This is a genomic window from Enhygromyxa salina (genome assembly GCF_002994615.1).
Classification (GTDB): Bacteria; Myxococcota_A; Polyangia; order Nannocystales; family Nannocystaceae; genus Plesiocystis; species Plesiocystis salina_A.
Map to the genome: position 1 here is coordinate 22,175 of NZ_PVNK01000126.1, position 26,185 is coordinate 48,359.

The 26,185-nt window shown below is 65.6% G+C and carries 22 protein-coding genes; 10 read left to right on the top strand and 12 right to left on the bottom strand.

Going from position 1 to position 26,185, the window contains the following annotated elements:
- Positions 1–151: 151 nt before the first annotated feature.
- Positions 152–955, top strand: a complete 804-nt coding sequence (locus ENSA5_RS12850) for a serine/threonine-protein kinase (RefSeq protein ID WP_106391939.1) — start codon at positions 152–154, stop codon at positions 953–955.
- A 95-nt stretch (positions 956–1,050) separates the two neighbouring features.
- Entirely contained in the window at positions 1,051–1,944 is an 894-nt protein-coding gene (locus ENSA5_RS12855) for a hypothetical protein (protein WP_146155631.1), read from the top strand.
- A gap of 37 nt (positions 1,945–1,981) precedes the next feature.
- Here ENSA5_RS12855 and ENSA5_RS12860 read toward each other — a convergent pair whose 3' ends face one another.
- The 4 genes from ENSA5_RS12860 to ENSA5_RS35910 are packed head-to-tail and all read right to left on the bottom strand — an operon-like array spanning position 1,982 to position 7,898.
- On the bottom strand, positions 1,982–3,097 hold the full coding sequence (locus tag ENSA5_RS12860) for an alkaline phosphatase D family protein (protein WP_106391941.1): 1,116 nt from the start codon (positions 3,095–3,097) through the stop codon (positions 1,982–1,984).
- Positions 3,098–3,140: 43 nt separating this feature from the next.
- Positions 3,141–4,367 carry a 5'-methylthioadenosine/S-adenosylhomocysteine nucleosidase family protein gene (locus ENSA5_RS12865; protein WP_106391942.1) on the bottom strand — a complete coding sequence of 409 codons (1,227 nt, stop codon included), beginning with the start codon at positions 4,365–4,367 and terminating at the stop codon, positions 3,141–3,143.
- Positions 4,364–4,822, bottom strand: coding sequence for a response regulator (locus ENSA5_RS12870; RefSeq protein WP_106391943.1), 459 nt, complete (start codon positions 4,820–4,822; stop codon positions 4,364–4,366). The genes ENSA5_RS12865 and ENSA5_RS12870 overlap by 4 nt, the downstream gene beginning before the upstream one ends.
- Positions 4,803–7,898 carry a hypothetical protein gene (locus tag ENSA5_RS35910; protein ID WP_146155632.1) on the bottom strand — a complete coding sequence of 1,032 codons (3,096 nt, stop codon included), beginning with the start codon at positions 7,896–7,898 and terminating at the stop codon, positions 4,803–4,805. Before ENSA5_RS35910 ends, ENSA5_RS12870 begins: the two co-directional genes overlap by 20 nt.
- A 606-nt stretch (positions 7,899–8,504) precedes the next feature.
- Between ENSA5_RS35910 and ENSA5_RS12875 the strand changes: the two genes are divergently transcribed.
- Positions 8,505–8,885 (top strand): RNA polymerase sigma factor, encoded by a 381-nt coding sequence (locus ENSA5_RS12875; protein ID WP_181197710.1) that lies wholly within the window; start codon positions 8,505–8,507, stop codon positions 8,883–8,885.
- 3 nt (positions 8,886–8,888) lie between these two features.
- Here ENSA5_RS12875 and ENSA5_RS12880 read toward each other — a convergent pair whose 3' ends face one another.
- Complete coding sequence (locus ENSA5_RS12880; RefSeq protein WP_106391945.1) at positions 8,889–11,099, bottom strand: alkaline phosphatase D family protein; 2,211 nt, start codon at positions 11,097–11,099, stop codon at positions 8,889–8,891.
- A 136-nt stretch (positions 11,100–11,235) separates the two neighbouring features.
- Positions 11,236–11,784 carry an Ig-like domain-containing protein gene (locus ENSA5_RS12885; protein WP_106391946.1) on the bottom strand — a complete coding sequence of 183 codons (549 nt, stop codon included), beginning with the start codon at positions 11,782–11,784 and terminating at the stop codon, positions 11,236–11,238.
- Positions 11,785–11,834: 50 nt separating this feature from the next.
- Here ENSA5_RS12885 and ENSA5_RS12890 point away from each other — a divergent pair, with 50 nt between their 5' ends.
- Genes ENSA5_RS12890 through ENSA5_RS12900 form a run of 3 tightly spaced genes read left to right on the top strand, consistent with a single transcriptional unit; the run spans position 11,835 to position 14,791 of the window.
- Positions 11,835–12,737: a DcrB/PsbP domain-containing protein gene (locus ENSA5_RS12890; protein WP_106391947.1), complete on the top strand. Its 903-nt coding sequence runs from the start codon at positions 11,835–11,837 to the stop codon at positions 12,735–12,737.
- Positions 12,734–14,158, top strand: a complete 1,425-nt coding sequence (locus ENSA5_RS12895) for an esterase/lipase family protein (RefSeq protein WP_106391948.1) — start codon at positions 12,734–12,736, stop codon at positions 14,156–14,158. The genes ENSA5_RS12890 and ENSA5_RS12895 overlap by 4 nt, the downstream gene beginning before the upstream one ends.
- A 3-nt stretch (positions 14,159–14,161) precedes the next feature.
- The gene (locus ENSA5_RS12900; RefSeq protein WP_106391949.1) at positions 14,162–14,791 is read left to right on the top strand and encodes a peptidoglycan-binding domain-containing protein; all 630 of its coding nucleotides are present in this window, start codon (positions 14,162–14,164) and stop codon (positions 14,789–14,791) included.
- A gap of 57 nt (positions 14,792–14,848) precedes the next feature.
- Here the strand turns inward: ENSA5_RS12900 and metH are convergent, their stop codons facing one another.
- The 3 genes from metH to ENSA5_RS12915 all read right to left on the bottom strand — a co-directional run bounded on the left by metH (position 14,849) and on the right by ENSA5_RS12915 (position 20,079).
- Entirely contained in the window at positions 14,849–18,583 is a 3,735-nt protein-coding gene (metH, locus tag ENSA5_RS12905; protein ID WP_106391965.1) for a methionine synthase, read from the bottom strand.
- An 8-nt stretch (positions 18,584–18,591) separates the two neighbouring features.
- The gene (locus ENSA5_RS12910) at positions 18,592–19,536 is read right to left on the bottom strand and encodes an ArsR/SmtB family transcription factor (protein ID WP_106391950.1); all 945 of its coding nucleotides are present in this window, start codon (positions 19,534–19,536) and stop codon (positions 18,592–18,594) included.
- Positions 19,537–19,704: 168 nt separating this feature from the next.
- Positions 19,705–20,079 carry a hypothetical protein gene (locus ENSA5_RS12915; protein ID WP_146155634.1) on the bottom strand — a complete coding sequence of 125 codons (375 nt, stop codon included), beginning with the start codon at positions 20,077–20,079 and terminating at the stop codon, positions 19,705–19,707.
- Between the two features lie 364 nt (positions 20,080–20,443).
- Here ENSA5_RS12915 and ENSA5_RS12920 point away from each other — a divergent pair, with 364 nt between their 5' ends.
- The 3 genes from ENSA5_RS12920 to ENSA5_RS12930 all read left to right on the top strand — a co-directional run bounded on the left by ENSA5_RS12920 (position 20,444) and on the right by ENSA5_RS12930 (position 23,021).
- Positions 20,444–21,259 carry a DUF4360 domain-containing protein gene (locus ENSA5_RS12920; RefSeq protein WP_181197711.1) on the top strand — a complete coding sequence of 272 codons (816 nt, stop codon included), beginning with the start codon at positions 20,444–20,446 and terminating at the stop codon, positions 21,257–21,259.
- Positions 21,260–21,373: 114 nt separating this feature from the next.
- Positions 21,374–22,237, top strand: a complete 864-nt coding sequence (locus ENSA5_RS12925; RefSeq protein ID WP_106391953.1) for a hypothetical protein — start codon at positions 21,374–21,376, stop codon at positions 22,235–22,237.
- Positions 22,238–22,349: 112 nt separating this feature from the next.
- Entirely contained in the window at positions 22,350–23,021 is a 672-nt protein-coding gene (locus ENSA5_RS12930; protein ID WP_106391954.1) for a DUF4360 domain-containing protein, read from the top strand.
- Positions 23,022–23,254: 233 nt separating this feature from the next.
- On the opposite strand, the gene ENSA5_RS35915 is transcribed toward ENSA5_RS12930, so the two are convergent.
- Genes ENSA5_RS35915 through dapA form a run of 3 tightly spaced genes read right to left on the bottom strand, consistent with a single transcriptional unit; the run spans position 23,255 to position 25,346 of the window.
- The gene (locus ENSA5_RS35915; protein ID WP_146155635.1) at positions 23,255–23,611 is read right to left on the bottom strand and encodes an AgmX/PglI C-terminal domain-containing protein; all 357 of its coding nucleotides are present in this window, start codon (positions 23,609–23,611) and stop codon (positions 23,255–23,257) included.
- Positions 23,608–24,420: a 4-hydroxy-tetrahydrodipicolinate reductase gene (dapB, locus tag ENSA5_RS12940; RefSeq protein ID WP_219906780.1), complete on the bottom strand. Its 813-nt coding sequence runs from the start codon at positions 24,418–24,420 to the stop codon at positions 23,608–23,610. Before dapB ends, ENSA5_RS35915 begins: the two co-directional genes overlap by 4 nt.
- Before the next feature lie 29 nt (positions 24,421–24,449).
- Complete coding sequence (gene dapA / locus ENSA5_RS12945; RefSeq protein ID WP_106391955.1) at positions 24,450–25,346, bottom strand: 4-hydroxy-tetrahydrodipicolinate synthase; 897 nt, start codon at positions 25,344–25,346, stop codon at positions 24,450–24,452.
- A gap of 99 nt (positions 25,347–25,445) precedes the next feature.
- Between dapA and ENSA5_RS39160 the strand changes: the two genes are divergently transcribed.
- On the top strand, positions 25,446–25,811 hold the full coding sequence (locus ENSA5_RS39160; protein ID WP_106391956.1) for a hypothetical protein: 366 nt from the start codon (positions 25,446–25,448) through the stop codon (positions 25,809–25,811).
- Positions 25,812–26,185 lie beyond the last annotated feature (374 nt).

Sequence of the window (26,185 nt, forward strand, 5' to 3'; positions counted from 1 at the left end):
CTGCGCCTGACCCGCAGCCCGCCCTGGGCACGACCACGCCCCCCAGCACGGCCCGGCGGCTGGGACATCCCTGATCTCGACCCACGCGCGCGGGCGGCCTGGTACCCTTCGCGCCCTGCGGCGGATCGGAGCGCCTCAATCGGCAGTCATCATGGTTCGCGTCGGACAGCGACTCGGCAAGTATCGGCTCAAGCGGCGCCTGGCCCGGGGCGGCTTCGGTGACGTCTACGAGGCCTACGACAGCATCGAGGGCATCTCGGTCGCGCTCAAGGTCCCGCTCGGCGGCCTCGTCAAGGCCGAGGACATCGACGACTTCCGTCGTGAAGTTCGGATCACGGCCAAGCTCGACCACGGCAACATCTTGCCGATCAAGAACGCCGACTTCATCGACGGCGTGTTCACGATCGTTCAGCCGCTTGGGATCTGCAGCCTCGACGACCGGCTCAGCAAGCGGATCAAGTTCACGACCAAGATCGACTACATCGGCCAGATGCTCGCCGGCCTGTCGCACGCCCACGAGCAGGGCATCATTCACTGCGACATCAAGCCCGACAACATCATCCTGTTCGCCGACGGGCGCCTGCGCCTGGCCGACTTCGGCATCGCCAAGTTCGCGCGCAAGACCATCCAGGCCTCGGCCTCTGGTTCGGTCGGCTACATGTCGCCGGAGCAAGCCATGGGCCGGCCCTCGGCTCGCTCGGACGTGTTCTCGGCCGGGCTCGTGATCCACCAGCTGTTGACGGGCAAGTTGCCGGGCTGGCCGTTCAACTGGCCGGCCGAGGGCTGGGACCGGCTCAAGCGTCAGCACCCAGATCTCCGCGAGTTCGTCCGCCACGCGATCGAGGTCGACGCACGCAAGCGCTTCCGCGACGGGGCCGCGATGTATCGCTCGTTCAAGCGGCTCGAACGCAAGACCCTCAAGCACGCGGCCGAACGCCGGCCGCGACGGGACTGACCGACTCTCGGACCCGGACCCGCGCTCCGAGTCCAGGACACGACAAAATCTGCTAGGCTGGCTTTTGCGGTTAGCCCGCGCCTTTGGAGGACTACATGACCCTTACACTGAACAACAACCATCCCCACCGCTCCTGCCTCGCCCTCGCCTTTGGGCTGGGTCTGGTCGTCTCGCTCGGCGCCTGCGCCGACGACGTCACGGTTGGGGCCGAAGCAGCCGGAACCGGCGACACCGCGACTGGCGAGACCGACGGCGGCAACACCGAGACCGGCGGCAACGACAACGGTGACGGCGACGGAGACGGAGACGGCGACGGAGACGGCGACGGCGACGGCGACGGCGACACCGGGCCGTCGGAGATCGTCGTCGGTGGCGAGGTCACCGACTTCCTCACGCTCAGCGGCATCGAGGGCGCCAACGTGTCGGTCAAGGACATGCCCGGGTTCGAGACCGTCAGCGGCGTCGACGGCGTCTACGAGCTCATGGGGATGACCCCGAGCACCGAGGTGTTCTTCTTACTCGACGGCAACGAGGACGAGTACTGGGGCGGCATCCGGCCGGCCTACCTCCCCGACATGGACACCGACAACCTCGAGCTCGGCCAGATCAGCAACATGCTGATCGATCTGCAGCTCGAGCTGCTCCAGATGCAAGATCCCAACGTCACCGCCGACGAGGGCAAGGGCGTCGTCATCGTTCGCCTGCTCCAGCCGACCGCGACCGGCGCGACCGTGAACTTCATGCCGCCGCCCCCGCAAGGGACCTCCTACGGCACGAGCATGGACAACAAGCCGGTCCTCGACAGCAACCTGATCGACTCGCAGCTGCTGCCCTTTTGGGTCACCTTCAACCTCGATCCCGACGACATCGGCGGCGCCTACTCGGTCACCGTCGACCACCCCGAGCGCGAGTGCGAGGTCCTGCACCCGGTGTTCCCGACCCGCGCGCGCTACGTGACCCTGGTCGACATCGACTGCCCGCCTCCGTGATCGCGGGTCGCGGGCGGTCGCTGAGGGTGTGGACGGCTCAGGCCGTCCACACCATCGTGTCGCGGTTCCAGATCCGCCACTCCCCGTCGAAGTCGCGGTAGAGCTCGCGCTCGCCCGCGTTGACGCGGAAGCGCTCGACGCTGAAGGCCCCGAGCAGCGAGCTGAGGTTGCCGCTTTGGTCGGTGAGCAGGCGTTCGCGCGGGAGCTGGTGGTAGCTGGCGTCGAGGGTCGCGCCGTCGAGCTCGACGATCACGTAGCCGTGCAGATCGCTCTGGGCGTAGCCGAGGTGGGGGTTGGTCTGGAGCGAGGCCGATCCGAGCAGGCTGTCGAGGGCCTCGACGAGCAGCGCGGCCTCGGCGAAGTTGGCCAGCGCGGGGTTGGTCGAGACGTTGACCTCGAGGATCTCCTTGAAGCTCGAGCTCGTGACCGAGCTGGTCACGAACTCGACGATCCGCTGCTCGGTGTCGCCGAACGCGAAGGGCGTGCCCGCGTAAAAGCCGTGGATGTCGCCGGTGATCGCGACCAGGTTGTCGACGCCCGCGAGCGCGCTCAGGACCGTGTCGCGGCGGTTGCGGTGGCCGTCCCACAGGTCGAGGCTCAGGTAGTAGAGGTTGTCGAAGGGCGCGGGCGCGAGGTCGCGGACGTCGACGGCGATCTGACCGAGGAGGAACTCGTTGCCCCAGACCTTCCACGTCCGGTCCGAGCCGCCGAGGGTGCTGATCAGCCACGCCTCTTGGTCCGCGCCGAGGACCTCCTCGACCTTCGGATCTTGCTCGTAGCGCAGCCGGGTCCAGAGGTCGTAGGGCGGCTTGTTGACCAGCAAGCGGGCGCCAAAGCTGCCGTAGAAGCCGGTCTTGCCCATGCTCGCGTAGGACACGCCGCGCGGCATCGCCATGAGCTCGGCCTCGCTCAGCGGGGTCAGGGTCATGCCCTCGGGATCGATCGTCGCGATCAGATCGTTGACGGCGAGGGCGTCGAGCTTGCCGGTGATCCAGGCCGGGTCGTAGCCGACGTCGCCGGCCGCGGCGACCAGCGCGTCGCGGAGGCTGCCGTCGTCCCACGCGTCGATGTCGAGGTAGGGCCGGGTATAGCTGGGGAGCTCGCCGAGCTCCTGGACTCGGTTTGCTGCCCCTAATCCGGGAGATAGATTCATCGCATCACTCGCGTTCTACCTGACTCGTCCACAAGCAAGTATTTCAGCTAGCAGAGAAGTAAAAGTCCAAAAAGTCCAGCAGGCAACGCGCGCTCGACTCCGCGGCGTAGTCTTGGTACTTGTCATCCTTGTTCGTGTCCCCGAAATCACAAACTGACTTCATGACGACGACCTTGGGGCTAGGCTCAGGGGCAATGTCGGCCGCTGCAAAAAGACCATATGCCTCCATCTCGACACCGATAATTCGGTCATCGCGAGAGGCTAGCTTCTGCATGAATTCGGCACTGGCGATGACAGATGCCCCAGACGCCAATGGCCCCCGGCGAATGCGGGGGGGGCTCGTGGGCTTGTCACCCCTCCATTCGTCCCAAAATTCAATCAGTTTTTTCTCCTCATCCTTCTCGAATTCACCGAAAAGCGCAGCTAAATCGGATGCGGCCCTGTGATAAGATGGTCGCGGCCGAAAGATGCTCTCGTTGTCGTCTAAAGAGGTGTGAATCTTTCCGCTGCCATAGTCCCAAGACTTAGTAGCGACAAGAATGTCTCCAAAACCACCCCCTGTCCCTGCGGCGATCCCGCACATGCAGAGTAGCCTAGGCCGATAGAGCATAGTGCACTTCATAGCAAGTGCTGCAGACATCGGCATTCCCATCTCCTGAGCAGACGTACAGATAACCTGACGAGATGTCGCCGATTTCAGTGTCGCTTTCCAGTACACGTTCTTCTCATCGGTGCCCTGTATTCGCTCGATTGCTGGCGCAGTTCGGCGCAATGCCTCAAACTCAATGGACCGAACAGCTGTGATGATAACGGCGTCTGACATGTGCTGAGTTTGGTGGGGTGTTCGGTCTGTTCGAAATATGCGATTTACTGTGTTTTCGAGAGCTCCGACCCACTCCCCTCCTGCCATTGAATACTGTACGAGCAGCCATCCCCACTCGTGGAATGCCGCTACCTGCTCATCCTTGATGTTCTCATAACCCGTCAAGGCGATCACGTTCGCCGGGGTGTTGAATATTCGATCCCTTTGGATTTTGCGTGCAATGTCTAGGCCCGAATCCTTCTTAGGCGTGTCGCCGGCCCTGACAGGGAGGAGGAGGTCGAGAATGAGCAAATCATAGGCTGCATCCCTCATCATGTTGAGAGCGCTGGCGGCATCCGGGGCTCGTGCGATGTCAACCTTCTTGCCAGCGAGGCCCGCAACCACTCCGCGTATGCGGAGATACTTGGTTCGGTCATCCTCAACGATTAGTATGTTTTTGACAGTCATTGTTCTTCAACCTTTGCTATGAGCACCCTCGTCAACTGTTTTTTCCAGTCGGTGCGTGATGCGCTGTAGTAAATCATGCCGCAAAAGATGTCGGTGAACGTCTTTCTGAGTTCTCGGGCAAGTTCGTCGCGCTTCAGGACTTTTCGGCCTTGGCCAAAGGTGTCGAACTGAGTCACGACAACAATAGGAACTGAAATCGATTTTCGCTTCACCTCACGAAGTATGTCTCGCCCAGCGAAAGGTCGCTGTCGACCACCTTCGGCACTGGTTTTTGCCTCGTAGTTGGGCATCGTCATGTCAAGAATGCACAAGTCGTACTTGTCGGCCAAGATGGCTTTTAGGCCAGATTGATAGGATGAGGCTTCGACGATCTCGGCGCTTCTCATGGTCTCGCGCACATGACTGGCCAACTGCTTGAGTTTGTTCGGATCGTCCTCAATTATTAGTATTGTCATGGGTGTGGCCCAGTATCGCGTTGTGGAGCGAGATTTCTACGGAGACTACACGGGGGGCTTCAAGGGTAACGTCGACACTGTAACTGTCACCTAATCCGAGGTCATGTCGGAGGATTCGGCCTAGCTTGTAGAATCCGGAACCGCCTTCGCGCCGAATTAGATCCGTCGCTCCCTGTAATTTTGCACGGTCTGCGAGGACATTGATGGACTTAGAAAGAGAGTTTGCGCGTTCCTCAGACACGCCGTTGCGCACCCTTACAGCTGACCACCCTGGCGCTCTGTTTTCGGTGTGTACCTCCAGCAGGCTCCCGTCGCCATGCTGAATGGCGTTGTCAACGATAATCGAGATTGCATGGTACAGATTTGAGGAGTGGTGTCCAGAAATCATGATGTTCTCAGCATTGAGAACTAGTGTCGGATCAAGCCGTTCTGCTCGGCGCATCGAATTTATGCAGGCCTGAACCACGACATCGAGACTCACAATTCCTTGTCGACTATTCTGGATAGGTACCTCGAGCCAAGAGGCAATCGTCTCAAGTTCTGGTCGTAGCCCAGCCCGACAGTTTTCGATCGAGGCTAGCATATCCCTAACTATGGGTGTTGGAAAAGAGTCGATCGCTGACCTGAGTTCCTCAAGCACATCCTCGAGGCGACGATGGATCTCATGTCGTAGTGAGTCCGCAATCCTCGTGCAACTGCGTCCAACTTTCGACCAGAAGATCCTGACACCTTCATCGTACACGGTTTCCTGGCTGATTGCCGTGGGGTTGCTAAGGAGAAAATCAAAGAGTTGCTGGGTTTCGTCGGGCAAGACACTAGCAGCGAACTTTCCCAGAGGTTTGACCTTCCGATTGATGTGAAACCACTCGTCGCGGAGTTCCGTGATAACGCTGTCGACATCCGAGGATAACTGCTGGAGCGCCTCCATGACCATCTGAACATCTTCGGGGCTGAGAAAAGATGCGATTCGTTCCCGCCAATAGATGTTCTCTGCATACTGCGCACTGTCTTCTTTTGTACTGTTTCCACGCATCGTGATTAGTGAGAATTTCTCAAAGAAACCTCGAAGTTGGCCCTCAAGCGTTCCGTGACGTATTCGTATGCTGAGGTTCGAGTCGAGTCCATGTTGTTCACTCCAGACTAACTGATCGAAGAGGCGCCCCAAAAAGAAGGAGACAAAATGTCGCAAAAGGTCATGTAGGATCGCACTGTCGATGGGGTCCGAGGCGAGTACCAGTTTTGAGTACAGCGTAATGTGGCTCAGTGCTTGCTCGAGTGCTTCCGGTAGTTGCGCCCTCACCCCTTCCGTGTTGACATGGATTTTAGAACTTCCGGCTTCGCGGATGGTCTGACGGACAAGCCGTTCGCGAATGATTTCCGAGATCTCGGCATCCATCTTGTTTGCAAGGTCAGAGTCACCGTGTGCCGCCAGGAAGCGGCATATCGAGATCCTCTCATCCTCAATTTGAGAGAGGCTCTCGAATACGTACGAGGAGTCCATGATGTCCTTTGTGCATACATCGCGTAAGAAAAGTATGACGGCGTGGTCTAATCGCTTTGCGGCGGAGAGACGGTTTGCGAGTTCAGAGGGGCGGCTGCAGTCTTGGGACTCAAGAAACTCGTCGTACGCAACGTATGTAGTGTAGGGTTCTTCTGTTTCCGAGACCTGGTTGGCAATATTGACTGCGACGGGCCATTCAGCTATTGATTCGAGCCCGTCTGGTGGGCCATGAAATCGTACGCGGTGGGCAAGTGCGGCGATCGGTCGCAGGTCGCAGCCGACAAGGAATGCGGGGTTTGTCGCGTACGCTCGCGAAATAGCAACCGCGCAGTTTTTCCAGTCATTCGTATGTGCGAGCAGTTCGATCATCTGGGCAAATGCATCTGCACGGTCAACTATGCACGGTGCCTCATTGATCGTTCGCTGAAACTCGGAAATCGCGGCATCTGCCTTGCCCTGGGCTGAGAGTTGACGAGCGTAGATGAGGCTAGCGCTTCCTGCCGCCCGTTCAGGGGAAAGTGGCGGCGGGGGGGGCTCGCGTGTTGGTAGCGAGAGCAGCATCTCACAGAGAGATGCACATTCGAGGTCGCCGTTGTGGTCAGTCTGATACCTGGCAATCCGATATGCTGGAGAAACCACCCACTGTTCAGGATCCATGGATTTTCCAAAGTCCAGATTGCAGTATGTGAGAGACCAATCGAGGAAGAGAGGTGTTGCGGAGATATCGTCGGGTTTCCGGGCGAAGAACTCGAAAGTGTCACGGAAAGCCTCGTGTAGTAAGGATCCTGGCGGGCCAAAGTCAATTTGGTCTAGATCGTCGTATGTATGGAGTGCTGCTCTCGCTGCGAGGTGGATGGCAAATCCGTTGCGAGGGTCGGAGAGCGCGGCTTCTTTGCACAGCGCGAAGCTTTCGGCGAATTTATGGTGGGCATAGTTGGAACACGCATCGCTGAGTTTAGAGTCGATGTTGTCAAGTGACTTGGGGGGCGGGGACCAAGACCTCGAGATGCGAATGTTTTCTAGCCAGGGGACATCGAACGCTTCTGCCAGTTTCTTGGCGGTGCTGGCAAACTGCGGATGGATTTCCGACGCTCGGTCATGCAGGGCCAGTTGCTCAACTGTGGCACGGAGGGTCTGGAAGATGTCAATAATTGGGAGTGAAGACTCATAATTGAGGTATTCTGCGAGTTCGTCCTTGGAGGAAGTTCCGAGAAGTGATGGCGCAACACGGAACCACCACGCGCTGCTCGCGGCGAATGCTTCGGGGCTTGGTGGCCCCGCTTTGCCCGGGGTTTCTACCATCATGCGGTAGAACGCTGATGCGGATGTCTCTCGTTGTGCGCGAATTGCAATTGCCGAGGTGACCAGTGTGGCGTATTTATTTCCACTGGCTTGTTTCATGATGTCGCCGAGTTCTTCGGGGGCGCAGTTCCCTTGAGTTCCGCGCAGTAGTAACTCGGCTTCGATTGCCCATAAACTGGTTCCGTAGATGGTTGATATATTGTCGAGTATGAGATGGGCTTCCTGGAGTTCACCCAGAAGAAGAGACTTTTCAAACTGCCGCTGCTGGCTCATGAAGCCACGTAGTCGTGCGGAGAATGCGAGGCACATCTCAGATGCCCAAGTGAGCTCCGAAGCTAGGTCCGGTTCATCATGCAAGGGGGGCGAGCCAAAGTCCTGACAGGTGTTCGGGAATGGGGAAGGATGCAGCTGCTCGGGCTTCCTTACGAGTCGAAGAAACTGTTCGCTGAGTGTCCGGTTTTTTCGCAACGGGCCGTGTCCAAAGCAAGCTTGGTGCTGACCGGAGTTGGCGAAGCGCGCATACTGCCGTGCCAGGTTGGTGGTAGCGACTTTGCGTGCGCGTTTAGGTTTTGTGCGCCTCTTTTTCTTCGTTGACATGGCTAGCTTTGCTCATACGAAGGGCTCGTTGACACTCATAGCTGCTTAGCTACTTCGTGGCTGCGGTGCACCCCCCTCTTGCCGACGATGAGATGAGCTGTTGTTCGCCTAGAACAGGGCAAAGGTCAACCGGCGGAGAACGAGGAGGGACGAACCTGGCTGTGGGGTCATTAAACAGTGTTCGGGGTGATGCGGTATCGGCGCACGGTGTGGCTTGAGCAAAGAGCGCCCCGGCGTGGCGCCAACACCAGGAGCGGCCGCCAGCAGGGGGCTGACCTGCCCATGGGTGCACTGAACAAAACTCTAGACCAGGGGTCTTCCTCTCCCATTGGGCGCTCGCCGACGCGGCCCTTTACGCCCTGCCTGTTCACGATCGCCCGCAACGCGGCCACGCGACGCGGGTCCAAGCTGGTCCTCGATGAGCGCGTTTGCGAGCGGCCCCCGGCCAGCAGCTCGAAGACCGCGGCCACGCGCCTCGAGCAGCGCGCCGAGATCGAGCGCGTGCTGGCGGTGCTGTCGAGCCGCGGTCGGACCGTGCTCTTGCTCAGCGCCGAAGGCTTCAAGCCGCGAGAGATCGCAACCACCGTCGGCTCGAGCCCCAACGCGATCCGAACCCGGCTGTGTCGCGCACGGACGACGATCCGCGCGCAACGAGCCGCGTGACTCTCACGTCCACACCATCGTGTCGCGGTTCCAGATCCGCCACTCCCCGTCGAAGTCGCGGTAGAGCTCGCGCTCGCCGGCGTTGACGCGGAAGCGCTCGACGCTGAAGGCCCCGAGCAGCGAGCTGAGGTTGCCGCTTTGGTCGGTGAGCAGGCGTTCGCGCGGGAGCTGGTGGTAGCTGGCGTCGAGGGTCGCGCCGTCGAGCTCGACGATCACGTAGCCGTGCAGATCGCTCTGGGCGTAGCCGAGGTGGGGGTTGGTCTGGAGCGAGGCCGATCCGAGCAGGCTGTCGAGGGCCTCGACGAGCAGCGCGGCCTCGGCGAAGTTGGCCAGCGCGGGGTTGGTCGAGACGTTGACCTCGAGGATCTCCTTGAAGCTCGAGCTCGTGACCGAGCTGGTCACGAACTCGACGATCCGCTGCTCGGTGTCGCCGAACGCGAAGGGCGTGCCCGCGTAAAAGCCGTGGATGTCGCCGGTGATCGCGACCAGGTTGTCGACGCCCGCGAGCGCGCTCAGGACCGTGTCGCGGCGGTTGCGGTGGCCGTCCCACAGGTCGAGGCTCAGGTAGTAGAGGTTGTCGAAGGGCGCGGGCGCGAGGTCGCGGACGTCGACGGCGATCTGACCGAGGAGGAACTCGTTGCCCCAGACCTTCCACGTCCGGTCCGAGCCGCCGAGGGTGCTGATCAGCCACGCCTCTTGGTCCGCGCCGAGGACCTCCTCGACCTTCGGATCTTGCTCGTAGCGCAGCCGGGTCCAGAGGTCGTAGGGCGGCTTGTTGACCAGCAAGCGGGCGCCAAAGCTGCCGTAGAAGCCGGTCTTGCCCATGCTCGCGTAGGACACGCCGCGCGGCATCGCCATGAGCTCGGCCTCGCTCAGCGGGGTCAGGGTCATGCCCTCGGGATCGATCGTCGCGATCAGATCGTTGACGGCGAGGGCGTCGAGCTTGCCGGTGATCCAGGCCGGGTCGTAGCCGACGTCGCCGGCCGCGGCGACCAGCGCGTCGCGGAGGCTGCCGTCGTCCCACGCGTCGATGTCGAGGTAGGGCCGGGTATAGCTGGGGAGCTCGCCGAGCTCGGCCATGACCGTGGACTCCTCGACGACGATCGTGGCCGGGAACGCGTCTTCGCGGATCGGGTGGTCGCTGCGCCAGGTCCGCTCGTCGGTCATCGCGAGGTGCAGGTGCTGGCCGTAGACGAAGTCGCGGTAGATGATCAGATCACCGGGGAAGGCCGCGCCCGGGTCGTACACGAAGTCCGGATCGTCGGCGTAGTCGACGGGCATGTACTCGAACCACGCCTGGTTCGCGGCCTTGCGCCGATCGACGTCGGCCTCGTCGACCTCGCCGCCGAAGTAGGTCGAGGTCGCGCCGTGGCAGTCGTTCGAGTACTCGTGGTCGTCCCAGGTCGCGATCATCGGCGCGCGCTCGTGGACTTTTTGGAGCCCGCGATCGCTGCGGTAGGTCCGGTAGAGCTGGCGGTAATTGTCGAGCGAGGCGGCCGCGTAGTACTGGCTCGGCTCGCCCTCGTTGAACACGATCGCGCCGTCGAGATCGTCGAAGGTGATCGTCCGGCCCTCGATCGGGGCCTGAAAGTCGGGGTCGCCCGTGGTCTCGTAGATGTAGTCGCCAAGGTGGACGACGAAGTCGAGCTCCTCCTCGGCGAGGGCGTGGCAGACGTTGTACCAGCGCGAGTAGTCCTGGCATGAGAGCACCGCGAAGCGGACGCCGACGTCGGCCGTCGGCTCGGGCGCGGACTTGGCCCGGCCGATGCGGCTGCCGTAGTAGGTCTCGCCCTTGGCGTAGACGAAGCGGTAGTAGATGTACTCGCCCGGGGGCAGATCGCTGAGCCGGACCTTGACGCAGTGATCGTAGGTCGCGCTCGCGGTCACGGTCCCGAGCTCGACCGTGGGGTCGCTGAACTCGGGATCGAGAGACAGCTCGAGCTCGAGCTCGAGGTCCTCGCCGGGCAGCTCGGGATCTTCGACGCGGGTCCACAAGATCACGCTCTGTGGCCGCGGGTCGCCGGACGCGACCGACTGCGGGAAGAACTCGAAGCCGTCGACGACCTCGCGGGGCTCGCCGCCGGTCTCGGTCCCGCCGGAGGTGCCCGCCTCGCCGCCGTCTTCGCCCTCGCTGCTCTTGCAGCCTGCGAGGAGGCCGGCGGCGGAGATCAGCGTCGCGCGGAGGAAGTCTCGACGGGTCTCGAGCGTGGTCATGGCCCCATGCAATCCGAGTCCGGGCGCTTGCGCAAGTGCGCGGTGGTCGAGGCCCCAGCGTAGCGACCGCGCCCTGGCGTCGGCGGCAGGGGGGCCGCCTGCGCCGCCCACGACCCCGAGCTCGTAGTTCTCGAGCTCAGACTCGGGCCCAGACCGCGGCGTCGCGCTCGTAGAAGCACACCTTGCAGTTCCCCGCGCGCTCGATCCCCGTGATGTGGGCCTTGCCCTCTTCATCGAGGGTGCTGGTCTCGGTCGTGCCGTCGGGCAGCTTGATGCGGAAGGGCTCGCCGGGCACGGGGTTCCCGTCCGCGTCGACCAGCTCGATCATCACACCGTGGACCTCGACGATCTCGTTTGCGACGGGCTCGGGCGGGGTGAGCTCGATCGGCTCGGGGATCTTGCCGCTCGGGCGGTGGACCTGGGCTTCGAGCCGTCGAACCTCGATGTGCCCGCTGGCGACCAGCTCGGCGAGGGGGTCACGTAGATCTTTGTTCCAGCCCAAGCTGCGCCGGCCAGTCGCCGTTACCAGGCTCCGGAGCTTGTGTAGCTGCCCTGCGTGGAGCCGTTGAACGAGCCGGACGCCGTCGCGGGGACGCAGCGGCTGGCCAGCCTCAGCCCGGGCCGTGCGGCCAGCGGCGAAGCTGTACTCCTCGAGCCCGAGCTCGACGCGGACGCTCCTCGTCACGCGAGTCAGCGTATCAGATGGCGTGCGCTACGGTGTAGAATGAAGTGGCCATGCGCCTGCGTGTTGACGACATCTCTTTCGAGGTTCCGCGAGGCCTGGAGGACCGCAGCACCTACAGCTTTCACGGGCGTGACCCCCAAGAGGAGCTCGACCTCAGGCTCGAGTTCCCGGCCGGAGGCGGGACGCCCAGCGACGAGGTCATCGCCAAGCTCCACGAGCAGCTCGACGGTTTCCCCGTTTCCGCCTTCTCGATCGACGAGCCCAGCGATCGGGAGCTCGCGGGCAAAGCTGGCAAGTACCTGCGCTATTCGTTCGAGCAGGACGGCGAGACCGTGCACGGCATCACGGTCGTGGCCAACCTCGGCAGCGAGGCCAACCCCGACGATTGGGTCAAGCTCAGCTTCACCCTCGGGCTGCCTCGGGCCGACGCCGACGCCAGGGTCGAGGCCGTGCTCGCAAGCCTCGCCCCCGCCGAACAGCCGGCTCCGGCCGCGCCCGCGGCCGGTTGGGTCCGGCGCCGCGCCGGGGCCTGGGCCTTCGATGTCCCCGCCCGCCTGTCCTATCCGCGGACCCACACCTGGCGCGACCTCGACGCCCGGCTCTCGATCTCGATCACGATCCACGATCTCGACGCCGAGCAACCGACCCTCGACGAGCCGCTCGTCGACGCCGCAGACAAGGGCCTGGTCGTCGTCGATCGCGAAGACGTCTCGCTCAGCGATGGTGAGCTCATGCGCGCGCACCTGCGTGACGACGAGCTCGGCGAAGAGAGCCTGGTGTGTCGGTCGGTGCAGGGCTTCGAACTCGGCGGGTCATCTCGCGACCCGGCTAGCGACTCGGCCCGGACCTGTTACGTGCAGATCGACGCCGGGGGGCCGTGGTCCGCCGCGGCTCGCGTGCGTGGGCTGGTCGACGAGCTGCTCGCCAGCGTACGCAAGGAGGACAGCCCATGACCGCCCGCGCCAACGAGCCCGGGGAAGAGGCGGTCTGCCGGATGGACGACAACGTCCTCGACACGGGGACCGTACCGCTCATCTTCGTGCCCGGGGTCATGGGCTCGCGAATTTGGATCCGTGGCGGCCGCGCCTGGGATCCAGACAGCAACGGCAACATGATCGGCTGGGCCCGGGAGGACGCCAACGACGCCTACGAGGCGCTCCACTCGAACAACCCGGCGTCGATCAAGACCGACAACGACGAGCTCACCGCCGCCGAGCGCGAGCGGGGCTGGGCTGGGGTCGCGTGGGGCTTCTACGGGGACTTCGTCCGTGATCTCCAGCGTCGGCGCTTTGGCAGCTACGTCACGCCCGTCTACGTGGTCGGCTATGACTGGCGCCAGAGCAACCGGGCCAGCGGTCGGTTCTTGCGCAGGCGCGTGCAGGCGATCCTCGACACCGAGGAGGTCGATCGCTACATCCTGGTCAGCCACAGCATGGGCGGGCTCGTGACTCGCTCGTTCCTCAAGGACCACGCCGAGCTGCGCGACAAGTGTCTGGGCATCATCCACATCGCCCAGCCGGTCCACGGCGGCGTGGTCCTCGTCCGTCGTTTGTTCACCGGCGCGAGCATGCGCTACGACGGCGGCTACGGCGTCAAGTCCTTCGTCTTCACCAGGATCCTCGGCACCAACCGCAAGGACGCGCTGACGATCGCCGCGGGCATGCCCGGGCCGCTGCAGCTGCTGGTCACGCCCAACTACCGCGATCGCAACGCCGCCGAACAGTCGATCGGCTGGTACGACTACAAGACCTTCGAGCGGCCCGACGCTCCCTTCCAGGCCTGGTCGGGCCGAACCTGGGATCTCTACGCCCAGACCCAGTCACCGCCGGGCCTGCTGCCGCCGGCTGGGGCGTCCTACTCACCGATCGCCGCGGCGCGCGCCGACTTCAGCACCAATTTGACCCTCGCTAAAAATTTCCACGACTGGCTCGGGTGCTGGAAGTATGAGGACAAGACATGGTCGATCTACAGCACGGGACTTCGCGTCGACACGCGCATCCCCTTCGAGCTGCCGCCGCGGCAGCACCGGACGCAGGTCTATCAGGGCGGCATGATGGCCCCGCCGGTCATCGTCCACTACGGGCGCCGGGCTGACGGCAGCGAGGCGGTCTACAGCGGTGACCCCAACCGGGCGGACCGCGGCCTGGTCGTCACCCAGACCGAGCACAGCGACGGGACGGTGCCCTTGATGAGCGCCCAGGGCTTGTTCCCGGGCGAGAACCACGAGGTTCGGCGTGGCACCGATTACGACACCCACCACCAGTTCGAGGTCAACGACCCCGAGCATGACCACGCGGCCCACGACTCGATCTGTCAGCACCCCCAGACCGAGACCGCGACCTTCGACATCATCGAGCACCTGCTGGGGATCTGAGCCATGGCCACGATCACGATCGAACAGGGCGAGTGCTTGACCTCCATCGCGCTGGCCCGGGGCTTCGACCCCCAGACGATCTGGGACCACCCCGACAACGCCGAGCTCAAGCAGCTACGCCAGACCCCGCAGGCGCTCCTGCCCGGGGACCGCCTCGTAATTCCGGAGCTCGAAGAGAAGGAAGAGTCGCTCAGCACCGGCACCGTCGCGCGCTTCCAGCTCAACGTCGGCGCCGTCAAGCTGCGCTTGCGCCTGACTCGTCACGGCGAGGCCCGGGCCGACGAGCCCTTCGAATTGTTGTTCGACGGCCTCGATCCGATCACGGGGACCACCGACGGCGAAGGGTGGATCGACGAGCCGATCCCGGCCCACGCGACCCGGGCCACCTTGAGTTTGCGCGACGGCCTCGAGAAGCACGTCCTTCGGATCGGCCACCTCGATCCGCACGACAGCCCCAGCGGTGTTCAGCAGCGGCTGCGGGCGCTGGGCTACTACTTTGGGCTCGTCGATGGCGAGGTCGGCGACGTCACGGCCGCGGCGCTGCGCCGGTTTCAGACCGCGAACGAGCTCGAGCTCAGCGGCGAGGCCGACGACGCCACGATCTCGGCCCTGCGCGACGCCTACGGGAGCTAGCAGCCCGGGCTGCTAGCAGGCTTCGCGGTCGAGCCAGCGCAAGCGCCGACGTGAGCGTCAGGCGGCGGCGCCGGCGGAGTCGTCGTCGTAGCCGAGGTTGGGCCCGAGCCAGCGCTCGACCTCGGCCACGCGCATGCCCTTGCGCTTGGCGTAGTCCTCGACCTGATCCCGACCGATCCGCCCAAGCGTGAAGTAGCGGCTCTGGGGATGCCCGAGGTAGAGCCCGCTGACGCTCGCGCCGGGGGTCATCGCAAAGCTCTCGGTCAAGGTGATGCCCTGGCCGGGGGCGTCGAGCAGCTCGAAGAGCTTGCTCTTTTCGGTGTGGTCGGGGCACGCGGGGTAGCCGAAGGCCGGCCGAATCCCGCGGTAGCGCTCGGCGACGCGGGCCTCGTTGCTCAGCGCTTCATCGGGAGCGTACCAGCTTCGGCGCGCGCGCTCGTGGAGCAGCTCGGCGTAGGCCTCGGCGAGGCGGTCGGCGAGGGCCTTGACCATGATCGCGTGATAGTCGTCGTGCTCGGCCTCGTACTCGGCGGCGAGGGCGTCGGCGCCGACCCCCGCCGTGCACGCGAACGCGCCGACGTGATCGACGAGCCCGCTGTCGATCGGCGCGACGAAGTCGGCGAGCGAGCGATGGAGCTTGGTCTTGCTGTCCTGGCCGCCCTTGATCTGCTGCTGGCGGAGCATGCAAAAGCGGGTGAGCTCGCGCTCGCCGACGGCGTCGGGCTGCCACAGCACGATGTCGTCGCCGTCGCGGTTGGCCGGCCAAAAGCCCTGGACCGCGCGGAGGCCGAGCTTGTCGCCCGCGATGATCTCGGCGAGCAGCGCCTTGCCAGCCGCGAACAGATCGCGGGCCGCGGCGCCGTACTTCTCGTGGTCGAGGATCCGCGGGTAGACGCCGCGCAGATCCCAGGCGGTGAAGAAAAAGGTCCAGTCGATGTAGTTGGCGACCTCGGCGAGGCTGACGTCGCTGATGACGGCGCGCCCGAGCTGCGCGGGCGTGGCCAGATCCTCGGCCCGCCAGTCGAGCTTCGGCGCCTGACGCCGGGCCCGGGTGAGCGGGGTGATCGGGTGCTGACGCTTGTGCTTGTGGAGCTCGCGCAGATCGGCCTGCTGCTCGCGGTTGCGCAGATCGAGGGCGGCGCGGCGGTCGGCGTCGAGCAGATCCGAGACCACGTTGACGACCCGCGAGGCGTCGAGCACGTGGACCGTGGGCTGCTCGAAGCTCGGCGCGATCTTGACGGCGGTGTGCTGACGGCTGGTCGTGGCCCCGCCGATCAGCAAGGGGATGTCGAACTTCTGGCGCTGCAGCTCCTTGGCCACGTGGACCATCTCGTCGAGGCTCGGCGTGATCAGACCCGAGAGCCCGACGATGTCGGCCCCTTGCTCGCGCGCGGTCTCGAGGATGACCGTGGCCGGGACCATGACGCCGAGATCGGTGACCTCGTAATTGTTGCAGCGCAGCACGACCGCGACGATGTTCTTGCCGATGTCGTGGACGTCGCCCTTGACCGTGGCGAGCACGACCTTGCCGGCGGGCTCGAGCTTGCCGCCGCCTTGCTCGGCCTCCATGTAGGGCATCAGGTAGGCGACGGCGCGCTTCATGACCCGGGCGCTCTTGACGACCTGGGGCAGGAACATCTTGCCGGACCCGAACAGATCTCCGACCACGCGCATCCCGGCCATCAGCGGGCCCTCGATCACGTCGAGGGGCCGGGCGGCGGCGGCCCGGGCCTCTTCGGTGTCGGCCTCGATGAAGTCGGTGATGCCGTGGACGAGGGCGTGCTCGAGCCGCTTGATGACCGGCTGATCGCGCCAGCGGGTGTCGAGCTCGTTGGACTTCTTCTTGCCCTTGAAGCGGTCGGCGAGCTCGATCAGGCGATCGGTCGCGTCCTCGCGCCGGGCGAAGAGCACGTCCTCGACGCGCTCGCGCAGCTCGGGGTCGATGTCTTCGTAGACCACGAGCTGGCCAGCGTTGACGATGCCCATGTCGAGCCCGGCCGCGATCGCGTGATAGAGGAAGGCCGAGTGCATGGCCTCGCGGACCGGGTCGTTGCCGCGAAACGAGAACGAGAGGTTGGAGATCCCGCCGCTGATCCGGGAGCCCGGGCACGCGCGCTTGATCAGCTTGGTCGCCTCGATGTACTCGAGCGCGAAGCGGTCGTGCTCGCGGATCCCGGTTGCGACGGCGAGGACGTTGGGGTCGAAGATGATGTCGTGCGGGTCGAAGCCGAGCTTGGTCGTGAGCAGCTCGTAGGCGCGCTTGCAGATCTCGACCTTGCGCGCGGCGGTCTCGGCCTGGCCCTGCTCGTCGAAGGCCATGACCACGAGCCCGGCGCCGTGGCGGCGGACGATCTTGGCCTTGGCCAGGAAGTCGTCCTCGCCCTCCTTGAGCGAGAGCGAGTTGACGATCGCCTTGCCCTGCACGCACTCGAGCCCGGCCTCGATCACCGACCACTTGGAGCTGTCGATCATGATCGGGACCCGGGCGACCTCGGGCTCGGAGCCGATCAGGTTGAGGAAGGTCCGCATGGCCTGCTCGGAGTCGAGCATGCCCTCGTCCATGTTGACGTCGACGATGTTGGCGCCGTTGCGGACCTGCGAGATCGCGACGTTGAGGGCGCGCTCGTAGTCGTTGGCCTTGATCAGCTTGGCGAACCTGCGCGAGCCGGTCACGTTGGTCCGCTCGCCGATCATCACGAAGCCGGTGTCGCGCCCGATCGTCAGGGGCTCGAGGCCCGCGAAGTGGGACTCGTTGGGGGCGTCGAGCGAGTCGCTATCGGCCAGGGGCACGGGGCGGGGCTCGAGGGTCTGGACGAGCTCGGCGATCGTGCGGATGTGCTCGGGCGTGGTCCCGCAGCAGCCGCCGACGATGTTGACCAGGCCGCTCTCGGCGAACTCGTGGAGCTCGGTCGCGGTCTGCTCGGGCAGCTCGTCGTACTCGCCGAAGGCGTTGGGCAGCCCGGCGTTGGGGTAGCAAGACACCGCGCAGTTCGCGATCTCGGCCAGCTCGGCCACGTAGGGCCGCATCGCCGCGGCCCCGAGCGCGCAGTTGAGGCCGACGCTCAGGGGCTTGGCGTGGGCGATCGAGCGCCAGAAGGCCTCCATGGTCTGGCCCGACAAAATTCGCCCGCTGCGATCGGTGACCGTGCCCGAGATCATGATCGGGAGCTCGTCGCCGGTCGCGTCGAACACGTCGAACGCGGCCATGATCGCGGCCTTGACGTTGAGCGTGTCGATGATCGTCTCGAACAAGAGCAGGTCGGCCCCGCCCTCGAGCAGCCCGTGGATCTGCTCGGTGTAGGCCGCGCGCAGGGTCGCGTAGTCGATCGCGCGGTAGGCCGGATCTTCGACGTCGGGCGAGAGCGAGAGCGTGCGGTTGGTCGGGCCGACGGCCCCGGCGACGAAGCTCGGGGTCGCGTCGGTCCAGCGGGCGTCGGCGACCTCGCGGGCGATCCGAGCCGACTCACGGTTGAGCTCGCGGGCCAGGGCCTCGAGCCCGTAGTCGGCCTGGGCGATCGCCGTGGCCGAGAAGGTGTTGGTCTCGATGATGTCGGCGCCCGCGTCAAAGTAGGTCTGGTGCGCGGCGCGGACGATGTCGGGCCGGGTCAGCGAGAGCAGGTCGTTGTTGCCGGCGAGCTGGCGATCGTGGCCCGCGAAGCGCTGCCCGCGGTAGTCGTCTTCGCCGAGCTTGTAGCCCTGCAGCAGCGTGCCCATGGCGCCGTCGAGCATCACGATGCGTTGGTCGAGGAGCTTGCGGAGCGCGGCGATTCGGTCGTGGCGGGAGATCGTCATGGCAAAGGTCACGGGGGCGGCTGGGGTTTGCGCGCGAACGCGGTCAGGACTTGGAAGTAGGGCTTGCGGCGCTCGCGGGAGCTGGCCGCGCACTGGACGATGTCGAGGCCGGCCGCGGCGAGGGTCGCCTCGAGCTCCTCGGCCCTGAAGCCGAGGTTCACGTGGTCGTAGGCCGCCGCGATCTTGGTGTGCTCGTGCTCGACCAGGGTCACCGCCGCGAGGGCGCCACCGGGTCGCAGGACGCGGCTGGCCTCGGCGGTCGCGAGCTGCGGACGGTCCGAGTAGGTCAGCGTGTGGAGCAGCAAGACGGCGTCGAAGCTGGCCGAGGCGAAGGGGAGGTCGTGCATGTCGCCGACGCAAAAGTCGACGTTGGTGAAGCGCTCGAGCCGTCGCCTGGCCGCCGTGATCACCCGCTCGCTGAGGTCGAGGCAGGTCACCCGCTCGGCCCGCGGCGCGAGCAGCTCGGCGTTGACGCCGTCGCCCGAGCCGATGTCGAGGACCGAGCCGAGCTCGAGGAAGCCGAGCAGGGCGCGAGCGGTGGCCTCCCATGTGCGGCCTGGCGAGTAGTGGCGCTCCATCTGGCCGGCGACCTCGTCGGGCCAGCGCAGGCGGCTGGTCCGGGCCGCGAGCGCGGCCTCGCGGCGGCGCAGATCCTTGGCCAGCTGGGCGTCGTCGAGGCGGCCATGGACGAGGGCCCACAGCTCGCGGGCGGGGGCGCCCATGTTGTCGGTGTCGAGGCCGTAGAAGCTCGAGCTGCCGTCTCGGCGATCGCGGACGAGGCTCGCGGCCTTGAGCTTGCGCAGGTGCGTGGACACCCGCGACTGCGGGAGGTTGGTGACCCGGGTCAGCTCCGCGACGCTGAGCTCGCTGTCTTCGAGCAGCGACAGCAGCCGAACCCGGGTTGGGTCGGCGAGGACCGACAGCAGGTCCACGGTCTGGGTGAGGTCAGCCATGGGGGCAGCGCAAGATATCCGTCCATCATGATATCCAGATATATTGCTGTGGTCCAGTCTAGGCGCGCTCCAACGGCCATTGATCTGGCGCCGGGCTCCGGGAGACCTCCCGCCCACGGGCTCGCCAGGGGATGGTGCGCTTGTGGCGCCGCCGCTCGATGACAGCGTTCAGCTGTCGCGTCGAGCCCGGACGCCGAGCTCGATCTCGCCGGCCTCGGCCTCGTCGATGTCGAGGGCCCGGCGCAGCTTGTGGAGCAGCGAGCGCTCGGTCGAGTCGAGCTCGAGGTCGACGCGGGTCAGGGCCGCGGCGACGCGATAGATGAACAGCTTGCGCACGGCCGAGAGCTCGGGGAGCTGCCCGACGTCGAGCTCGACCGGCGCGTCGAGCCAGGTCAGGGCCTCGGCCTTGCTGGCCTCGGGGATCGCGGCGTAGCCGATCAGCCTGCGCAGGGCCTCGGACTCGGCCTCGGCGAGGGTGCCATCGGCCCACGCGGTCGCAACCCAGACACGCAGGCTCGCCAACACTCGGTCTTGCTCGGCCATGGCGCTCATCATCGGCGGATCGGCTGGGGCCCGCAAGTGATTCGCGCGCTGCTACGGTCCCGGACGCAGGACGTGACGAGCTCCGCGTGGGCCAAGGCCGCGCTCCGGGTGCTGGCGTCCTGGCGCGACGGGCCGCCCCGAGCTGCGCGTCGCGTCAGGACGCCCAGTACTTGATTTGTCCGCGTCAGCCTCAACGCGATCGCCTCTGATGGCGATGAGCCCGCCGAGCCCCACCGGGGCTCCTGCGTGCGTCCGCGATGGAGGCTGCGTGCGTCCGCGATGGAGGCGGCGGGCCGGTGAGCTCGGACCAGCGGCGAGGGCCAGCGCAGGGCGCCCGGGCACGGGCCTTGCAGCCTCGCGGAGCATGGACACCCCAACGCAAATCAAACCCAAGCTGCATGCGCGCAAGAGCATGCTGTTCTCTCTCGGCTGCCTCGCCGCGCTGGTGATGTTGGCCCCGGCCTGCACGGACGAGTTCGAAGATCTCTCAGACCTCGACGAGCGAGCCGCGTTCGAAGACGAGCTCTTGGAGAGCTCGGTCGAGAGCGAGGTCCTCGAGTTCGACGACGCCAGGTTCGAAGAGCTCGAACAAGACGGGCCCCTCCACATCCCGAACGCCATCAATGAGCCCGACTACAACGACGTCTATATCGAGGGGATCGTCGCCAACGGCGCGGGCTGTCCGGTCGGCAACCCCGGCACGGTCACGACCCAGATCTCGCCCGACAAGAAGAGCTTCATCGTCATCTTCAGGGACATGCTGCTCGAGAACCCGCCGGGCCCGCCGGTCAAGACCCTCAACTGCCTCGCGAGCATCAAGCTTCATGTCCCCGGGGGCTGGCAGGTGTCGGTCGCGACCGTGAACACGCGCGGCTACGCCTTCCTCGAGCAGGGCCTCAAGGCGCGCCAGACATCGAGCTACTTCTTTGCCGGCGACCCGGTCGGTTTCAGCGCCCACACCCAGCTCAAGGGCCCCTACGACGACCTCTACGTGTTCTCCGACAAGGTCCCGTTCCAGTCGCTCGTGTGGTCCAAGTGCGGTGGCTCGGCCATCTTTGCGATCAACACGACGCTGAACCTCAACGCGATCGCCAACAAGACGGGCTACGGAATCTTCAACAGCACCGATATCGACGGGCAATTCAGGAAGGTGTTTCAGTGGCAATGGAAGAAGTGTTGAGCTGAGCGCTCATCATGACTCCGTGACTCCGTACTTCTATGCTTTCTCGTGTCCCGCAGGAAAATGCGCGCAAACACGCCATGAACACGCGTGTTTGCGCGCAGCAAGGGCGCCATGTATCCACAAAAAACAAACAGGTCTCTCGTTCTTTCCGCATGTCTGCTGATCCCGCTCGGAGCGTGCGCCGAGCCCAAGCCCGAGGCCTCGGCGGAGATCGAGCGCGGCCTGGTCATCGACGAGGTCGGGGGAGTCGTCAGCGGTAGCTTTGCCGACGAGCGCCACGCCCTGGCGTTCTCGGGCGAAGTCGCTGGCGCTGGCTTCGAGCTCGACATTGAGGTCAACGGCATGACGATCACCGCCCAACAAGGCAGCGACGGCATCATCCGCTACGACGGGTACGCGAGCGAGGGCGGCGCGGCCACACAGATGACCGGTGACGATCGGGCGGCGCTCGGGTCCTTGGCCGACGCCCTCGACGAGCTCGGGTCCGAGGTCGGTCCGGCGACCGCGCGCGTGCGAACCTTCGCCGATACGTGGTCCGAGTTTCCGAGCGCCCTGGAATTGCGCGGGGTTGTCGACGCGGGCTTTCGCGGCGCGACCTCGCTCTGCGACGACCTCTACAGCTTCGTCGAGACCACCCATGACGACGACGACTATTACGAGTGGGAGGATGAGACCACATTTTATGCCTACCTGAGCATGGATGAAGCAGGCCCCTGCGCTGACGACGGCACATGGTTTTGGACCGGCGGCAGCTGGAAGTGCTACGAGCCCGATCACAGCGCCGACGTCGAGTACGCCTTCGGCAACTGCTTCGGCCGGTGCGGGAACCGGTGCGGGGCCAGCTCGCAGTTCACCACGGACTGCGCCAACCATGACAACTGCCAGCGCTTTGGCCACACGATCGACAGCGACGAGTGTGAAGATGAGTTCTTGGCGGCGCTCGACGATGCCTTCGGCGCGCCCAACTGCCTCTAAGGTGGCGCTCATAGCTGCCGGCGCCGCCCGAAGCCCGGCAGCTCCTGCGTCGGGCCGTTGACGCTGAGACAAGCCCGCGGGTCAGGCACACGCCTTGCTTGGCATCTCGGACATGGATCCCCGCACACACATCCTCTTCGGTCTCGCCCTGATCGCGCTCCCGAGCGCCGCCTGCGACGGCGAGAGCGGCGAGGGCGGCGAGGGCGGCGATACACAGGCGCTCGACAAAGACAAGCCGGGCAATATGGATGAGGCGCCGAAGGCCGAGGACCTCTGGGTCGAGGGCGTGGTGTACGACGGCGCGGGCTGTCCAGATCCCGACTCGGTCCAGGTCGGCTTCGCCCCCGACAAGATGAGCTTCTTCGTCTCCTTCAATGACATGCTGCTCATCAACCCGGCGAAGTCGCCCATCCAGACCACGAATTGTGTGATCAGCGCCCAGCTTCACGTGCCCGACGGTTGGCAGGTCGGCGTGACCGCCGTGGACGGCTATGGCTACGCCCTGCTCGAGGAGGGGGTCAAGGCGCGCAACACGGGCAGCTATTTCTTCGCGGGCGAGCCCGTCGGATACGAGACCGAGACCTCGCTCGAGGGCTCCTACGACTCAATTTACTCCAAGGATGAAAACGTCGAGGCCCAGTCGATTGTTTGGTCCGAATGCGGCGCCTCGACCATCTTTGCGATCAACAACTCGCTGGTGCTCAACGCCATCGCGGCTCCGCAGGAGCAGGCGATCTTCAGCAGTATCTATGCGGGGATCGAGCTCCAGTCGAAGAAGTGTTGAGTGGGTACTCGAGCTTGCCGCGCGCCGCTCGCGGCCGTGCGTGGCAGAATTGCTGATGACCGCGGGGGTCTGAGGCAGCCGCTCCCGCGCGCGCCCATCCGCGCCGCGCCCAGCTCCCGACGCGCGAGATCCTGCGCGCGCGCGACCACGGTCGCGCGAAACTCCAGGTCCAGCGCCCGCGCGATCGCTTCGGTGATCTCCGCGCGCCTTGCCGCCGCCGCGTGGCCCCGGCGTCAGCGTGGGCCCGGCGAGCTGAACCCGACACCGAAGGTGATCGAGCGCCGCTTGCGATCCTCGGGAAAGCGCCACCGCTTGATCCGGCGGACCGTGCACGCGCTGAGCTTGGCGACGCCGAGCTCGTCGGCGTCGATCTCGACCCAGTCGACGGTGCCGTTGCGGCGCAGATCGACCGAGAAGAGCATCGAGCCCGCGCGCCCGGGGTAGGCGCCCGCGAGGTCGTCCCAGCACTGCTGAAGCTCGCCCATGTTGGCCTCGACCACGGCCACGCGCGCGTCGGCGCTCGGGGTCGCCCGGTGGGCGCAGGCCGTGAGCGTGAGCGCGAGGGCGAGCAGCAGCGGCGCTCGACTCACTCCGCGAGCCCGAGCACGTCGAACATGTCGTAGAGCCCCGGCGGCTGGGCGGCGGCCCAGCGCGCGGCCCGGAGCGCGCCGCGGGCGAAGATCGCCCGGTCGCCCGCGCGGTGGGTGAGCTCGATGCGCTCACCCTCGCCGAGGAACATCAAGGTGTGCTCGCCGGGCGAGTCGCCGCCGCGGAGGCCGAACACGCCGATCTCTTCGGAGGTCCGCGGGCGGCCGAGGGTCGAGCGATCGGTCAGCGCGACCTCGGAGAACTTGCGACCGCTGGCCTCGGCCACCGCCTGGCCGATGCGCAGGGCCGTGCCCGAGGGCGCGTCGCGCTTGAAGCGGTGGTGGAGCTCGAACAGCTCGGCCTCCCACTGGGGCCCGAGCGCGGCCGCGGCGATGCCCGCGAGCTGCAGCAGCAAGGTGATGCCGACGGAGAAGTTGGCCGCGTAGACGACTGGGATCGACTCGCCGGCCTCGGCGAGCAGCTTGTCGTCGTCTTCGCTGAGCCCGGTCGTGCCGATGATCAGCGGGATCCCGTGCTCGACGCAGGCGCGGACGTTGGTCGCGGTCGCCTTGGGCAGCGAGAAGTCGACGACGACGCTGCCGCGGCGGGGCTTGAGCTCGTCGGTCACGAGGACCCCGGTGTCCGGGCGGCCGGCGAGGCGACCGGCGTCTTGACCGATGCCGGGTCCGCCCGAGCGGTCGACGCAGGCGCCGAGGGTCAAGTCATCCGAGCCCATCACCTCGCGGATGAGCGTGGTGCCCATGCGCCCGCGGGCGCCGACGATGATGATCGAGATCATGCGTTGCTTCATGGTTCCTCTGGTCGAGTGGCGGGGAGCGATCAGCTTGGGAGACCGAGGTCGCGCAGACACGCGCGGAGCGAGGCCGCGAGCGGGCCGTCGAGGTCGAGCTCGCGCAGTGGCGAGCGGACCGCGGTGCCGCCGATCCCGAGCATGTGCATCGCGGCTTTGACCGCGATCGGGTTGGGATCGCGAAACAGCAGGCGGGTGAGCGCGAGCTGGCGAAAGTGGATGGCGCGGGCCTCGTCGAGGCGGCCGGCGACGAACGCGTCGTAGAGCGAGACCAGCAGCGCCGGGGCCGGATTGGACACGACCGAGATGACCCCGTCGCCGCCCGTGGCCAGGAAGGGCAGCAGGGTGAAGTCGTCGCCCGACATCAGGGCGAAGGCCTCGCCGCACTGCTCGCGCAGCTGCGCGGCCACGTGCAGGTCGCCGGTGGCGTCTTTGATGCCGACGATGTTCTCGTGCCTGGCGAGGCGCGCGACGGTCTCGGGCACCATGTTGGTGACCGTGCGGCCGGGGACGTTGTAGAGGATGATCGGCAAGGCGACGGCGTCGGCGATCGCCTCGAAGTGACGAATGAGGCCGTCTTGCGGGGGCTTGTTGTAGTAGGGGACGACCTGCAAGGTCGCGTCGACGCCGAGCTCCTTGCAGGCCCGGGCGAGCTCGATCGCCTTGCGCGTGGAGTTGGACCCCGCGCCCGCGAGCACGGGCACGCGACCCTTCGCCGCGCGGGTCACGACCTCGACCACGTGGACGTGCTCGGCCTGGGACAGGGTCGCCGCTTCGCCGGTTGTCCCGCAGGGGACGAGGCCGTGGACACCACCTGAGATCTGGGCCTCGACGAGGCGCGTGAGCGCGTCGTCGTCGACGCGGCCTTCCTCGTCCATGGGGGTGACGAGGGCCGTGAACACGCCGCGGAAGAGCTTGTCCGCCATTGGCCGCCAACGTAGCAAAAGCCCTGGGCTTGCCCAAGCCCACCTACCAGCTGAGCGATTCGGCCACAGCCAGGACGCGCAGACCCGGGCGGCGGGGCCGTGGAGCCAGGAGCGTGTGCTCGCGCCGAGGCCCACAGCCGCCGACGCGGGCCCGAGCGGGGCCTCGAGGCCCCGCTCGGCGGCGCGTTCGACCCGGCCGGTGCCGACGAGCTCGCGGATCGCCGTGGAGCCGAGCTTATCGCCGTCCTGCTCGGAGATCTTCTCGACCACCGACAGCCCGATGCCCGCGCCAGCGAGCAGCTGCCGGAGCTCGGCGGGCCCGTCCGCGCGCCTGGCCCCGAAGCGAAAGTCGTGGCCGACGACGACCGCGGCCGGCGGCGCCACCCATGTCGGGAGGCGCGCCCGATCCTGAGCACCATGACTGCCGAGTTTCTCGTCGGTGGTGACAAACAATTCGTCAGCTGAGCAGCAAAGTTGGAGATGAGGGGCTGGAACGGAACTGCGCCCCGAAATCGACGATTTAGGCGGCCATCAACTCCCGAATTCGGCTATTGATGAATTTCTCCTCGGTTCTCGTCAGGAGCGGGCCGTGCGCTGGGCTGCGGCGGCCGTCGGGGCCGTCACCAACGGATGACGAAAGTGATCCGACTCACGATTTTTGCGTGATCTGTAGTGTGACCTGATGGGCCGGTGCGTACTTGCGCAAGACGTCGACGCGGTAGGTCCCCGGGGCCAGGTCGATGGGATTCGATGAGCCAGCGGACAAAATGCCCCGCACCTGGGTAGTCGACATCTGCCGCCACGCCAGCGGTGACGAGCTCGCGTGGGTCTCTCAACGA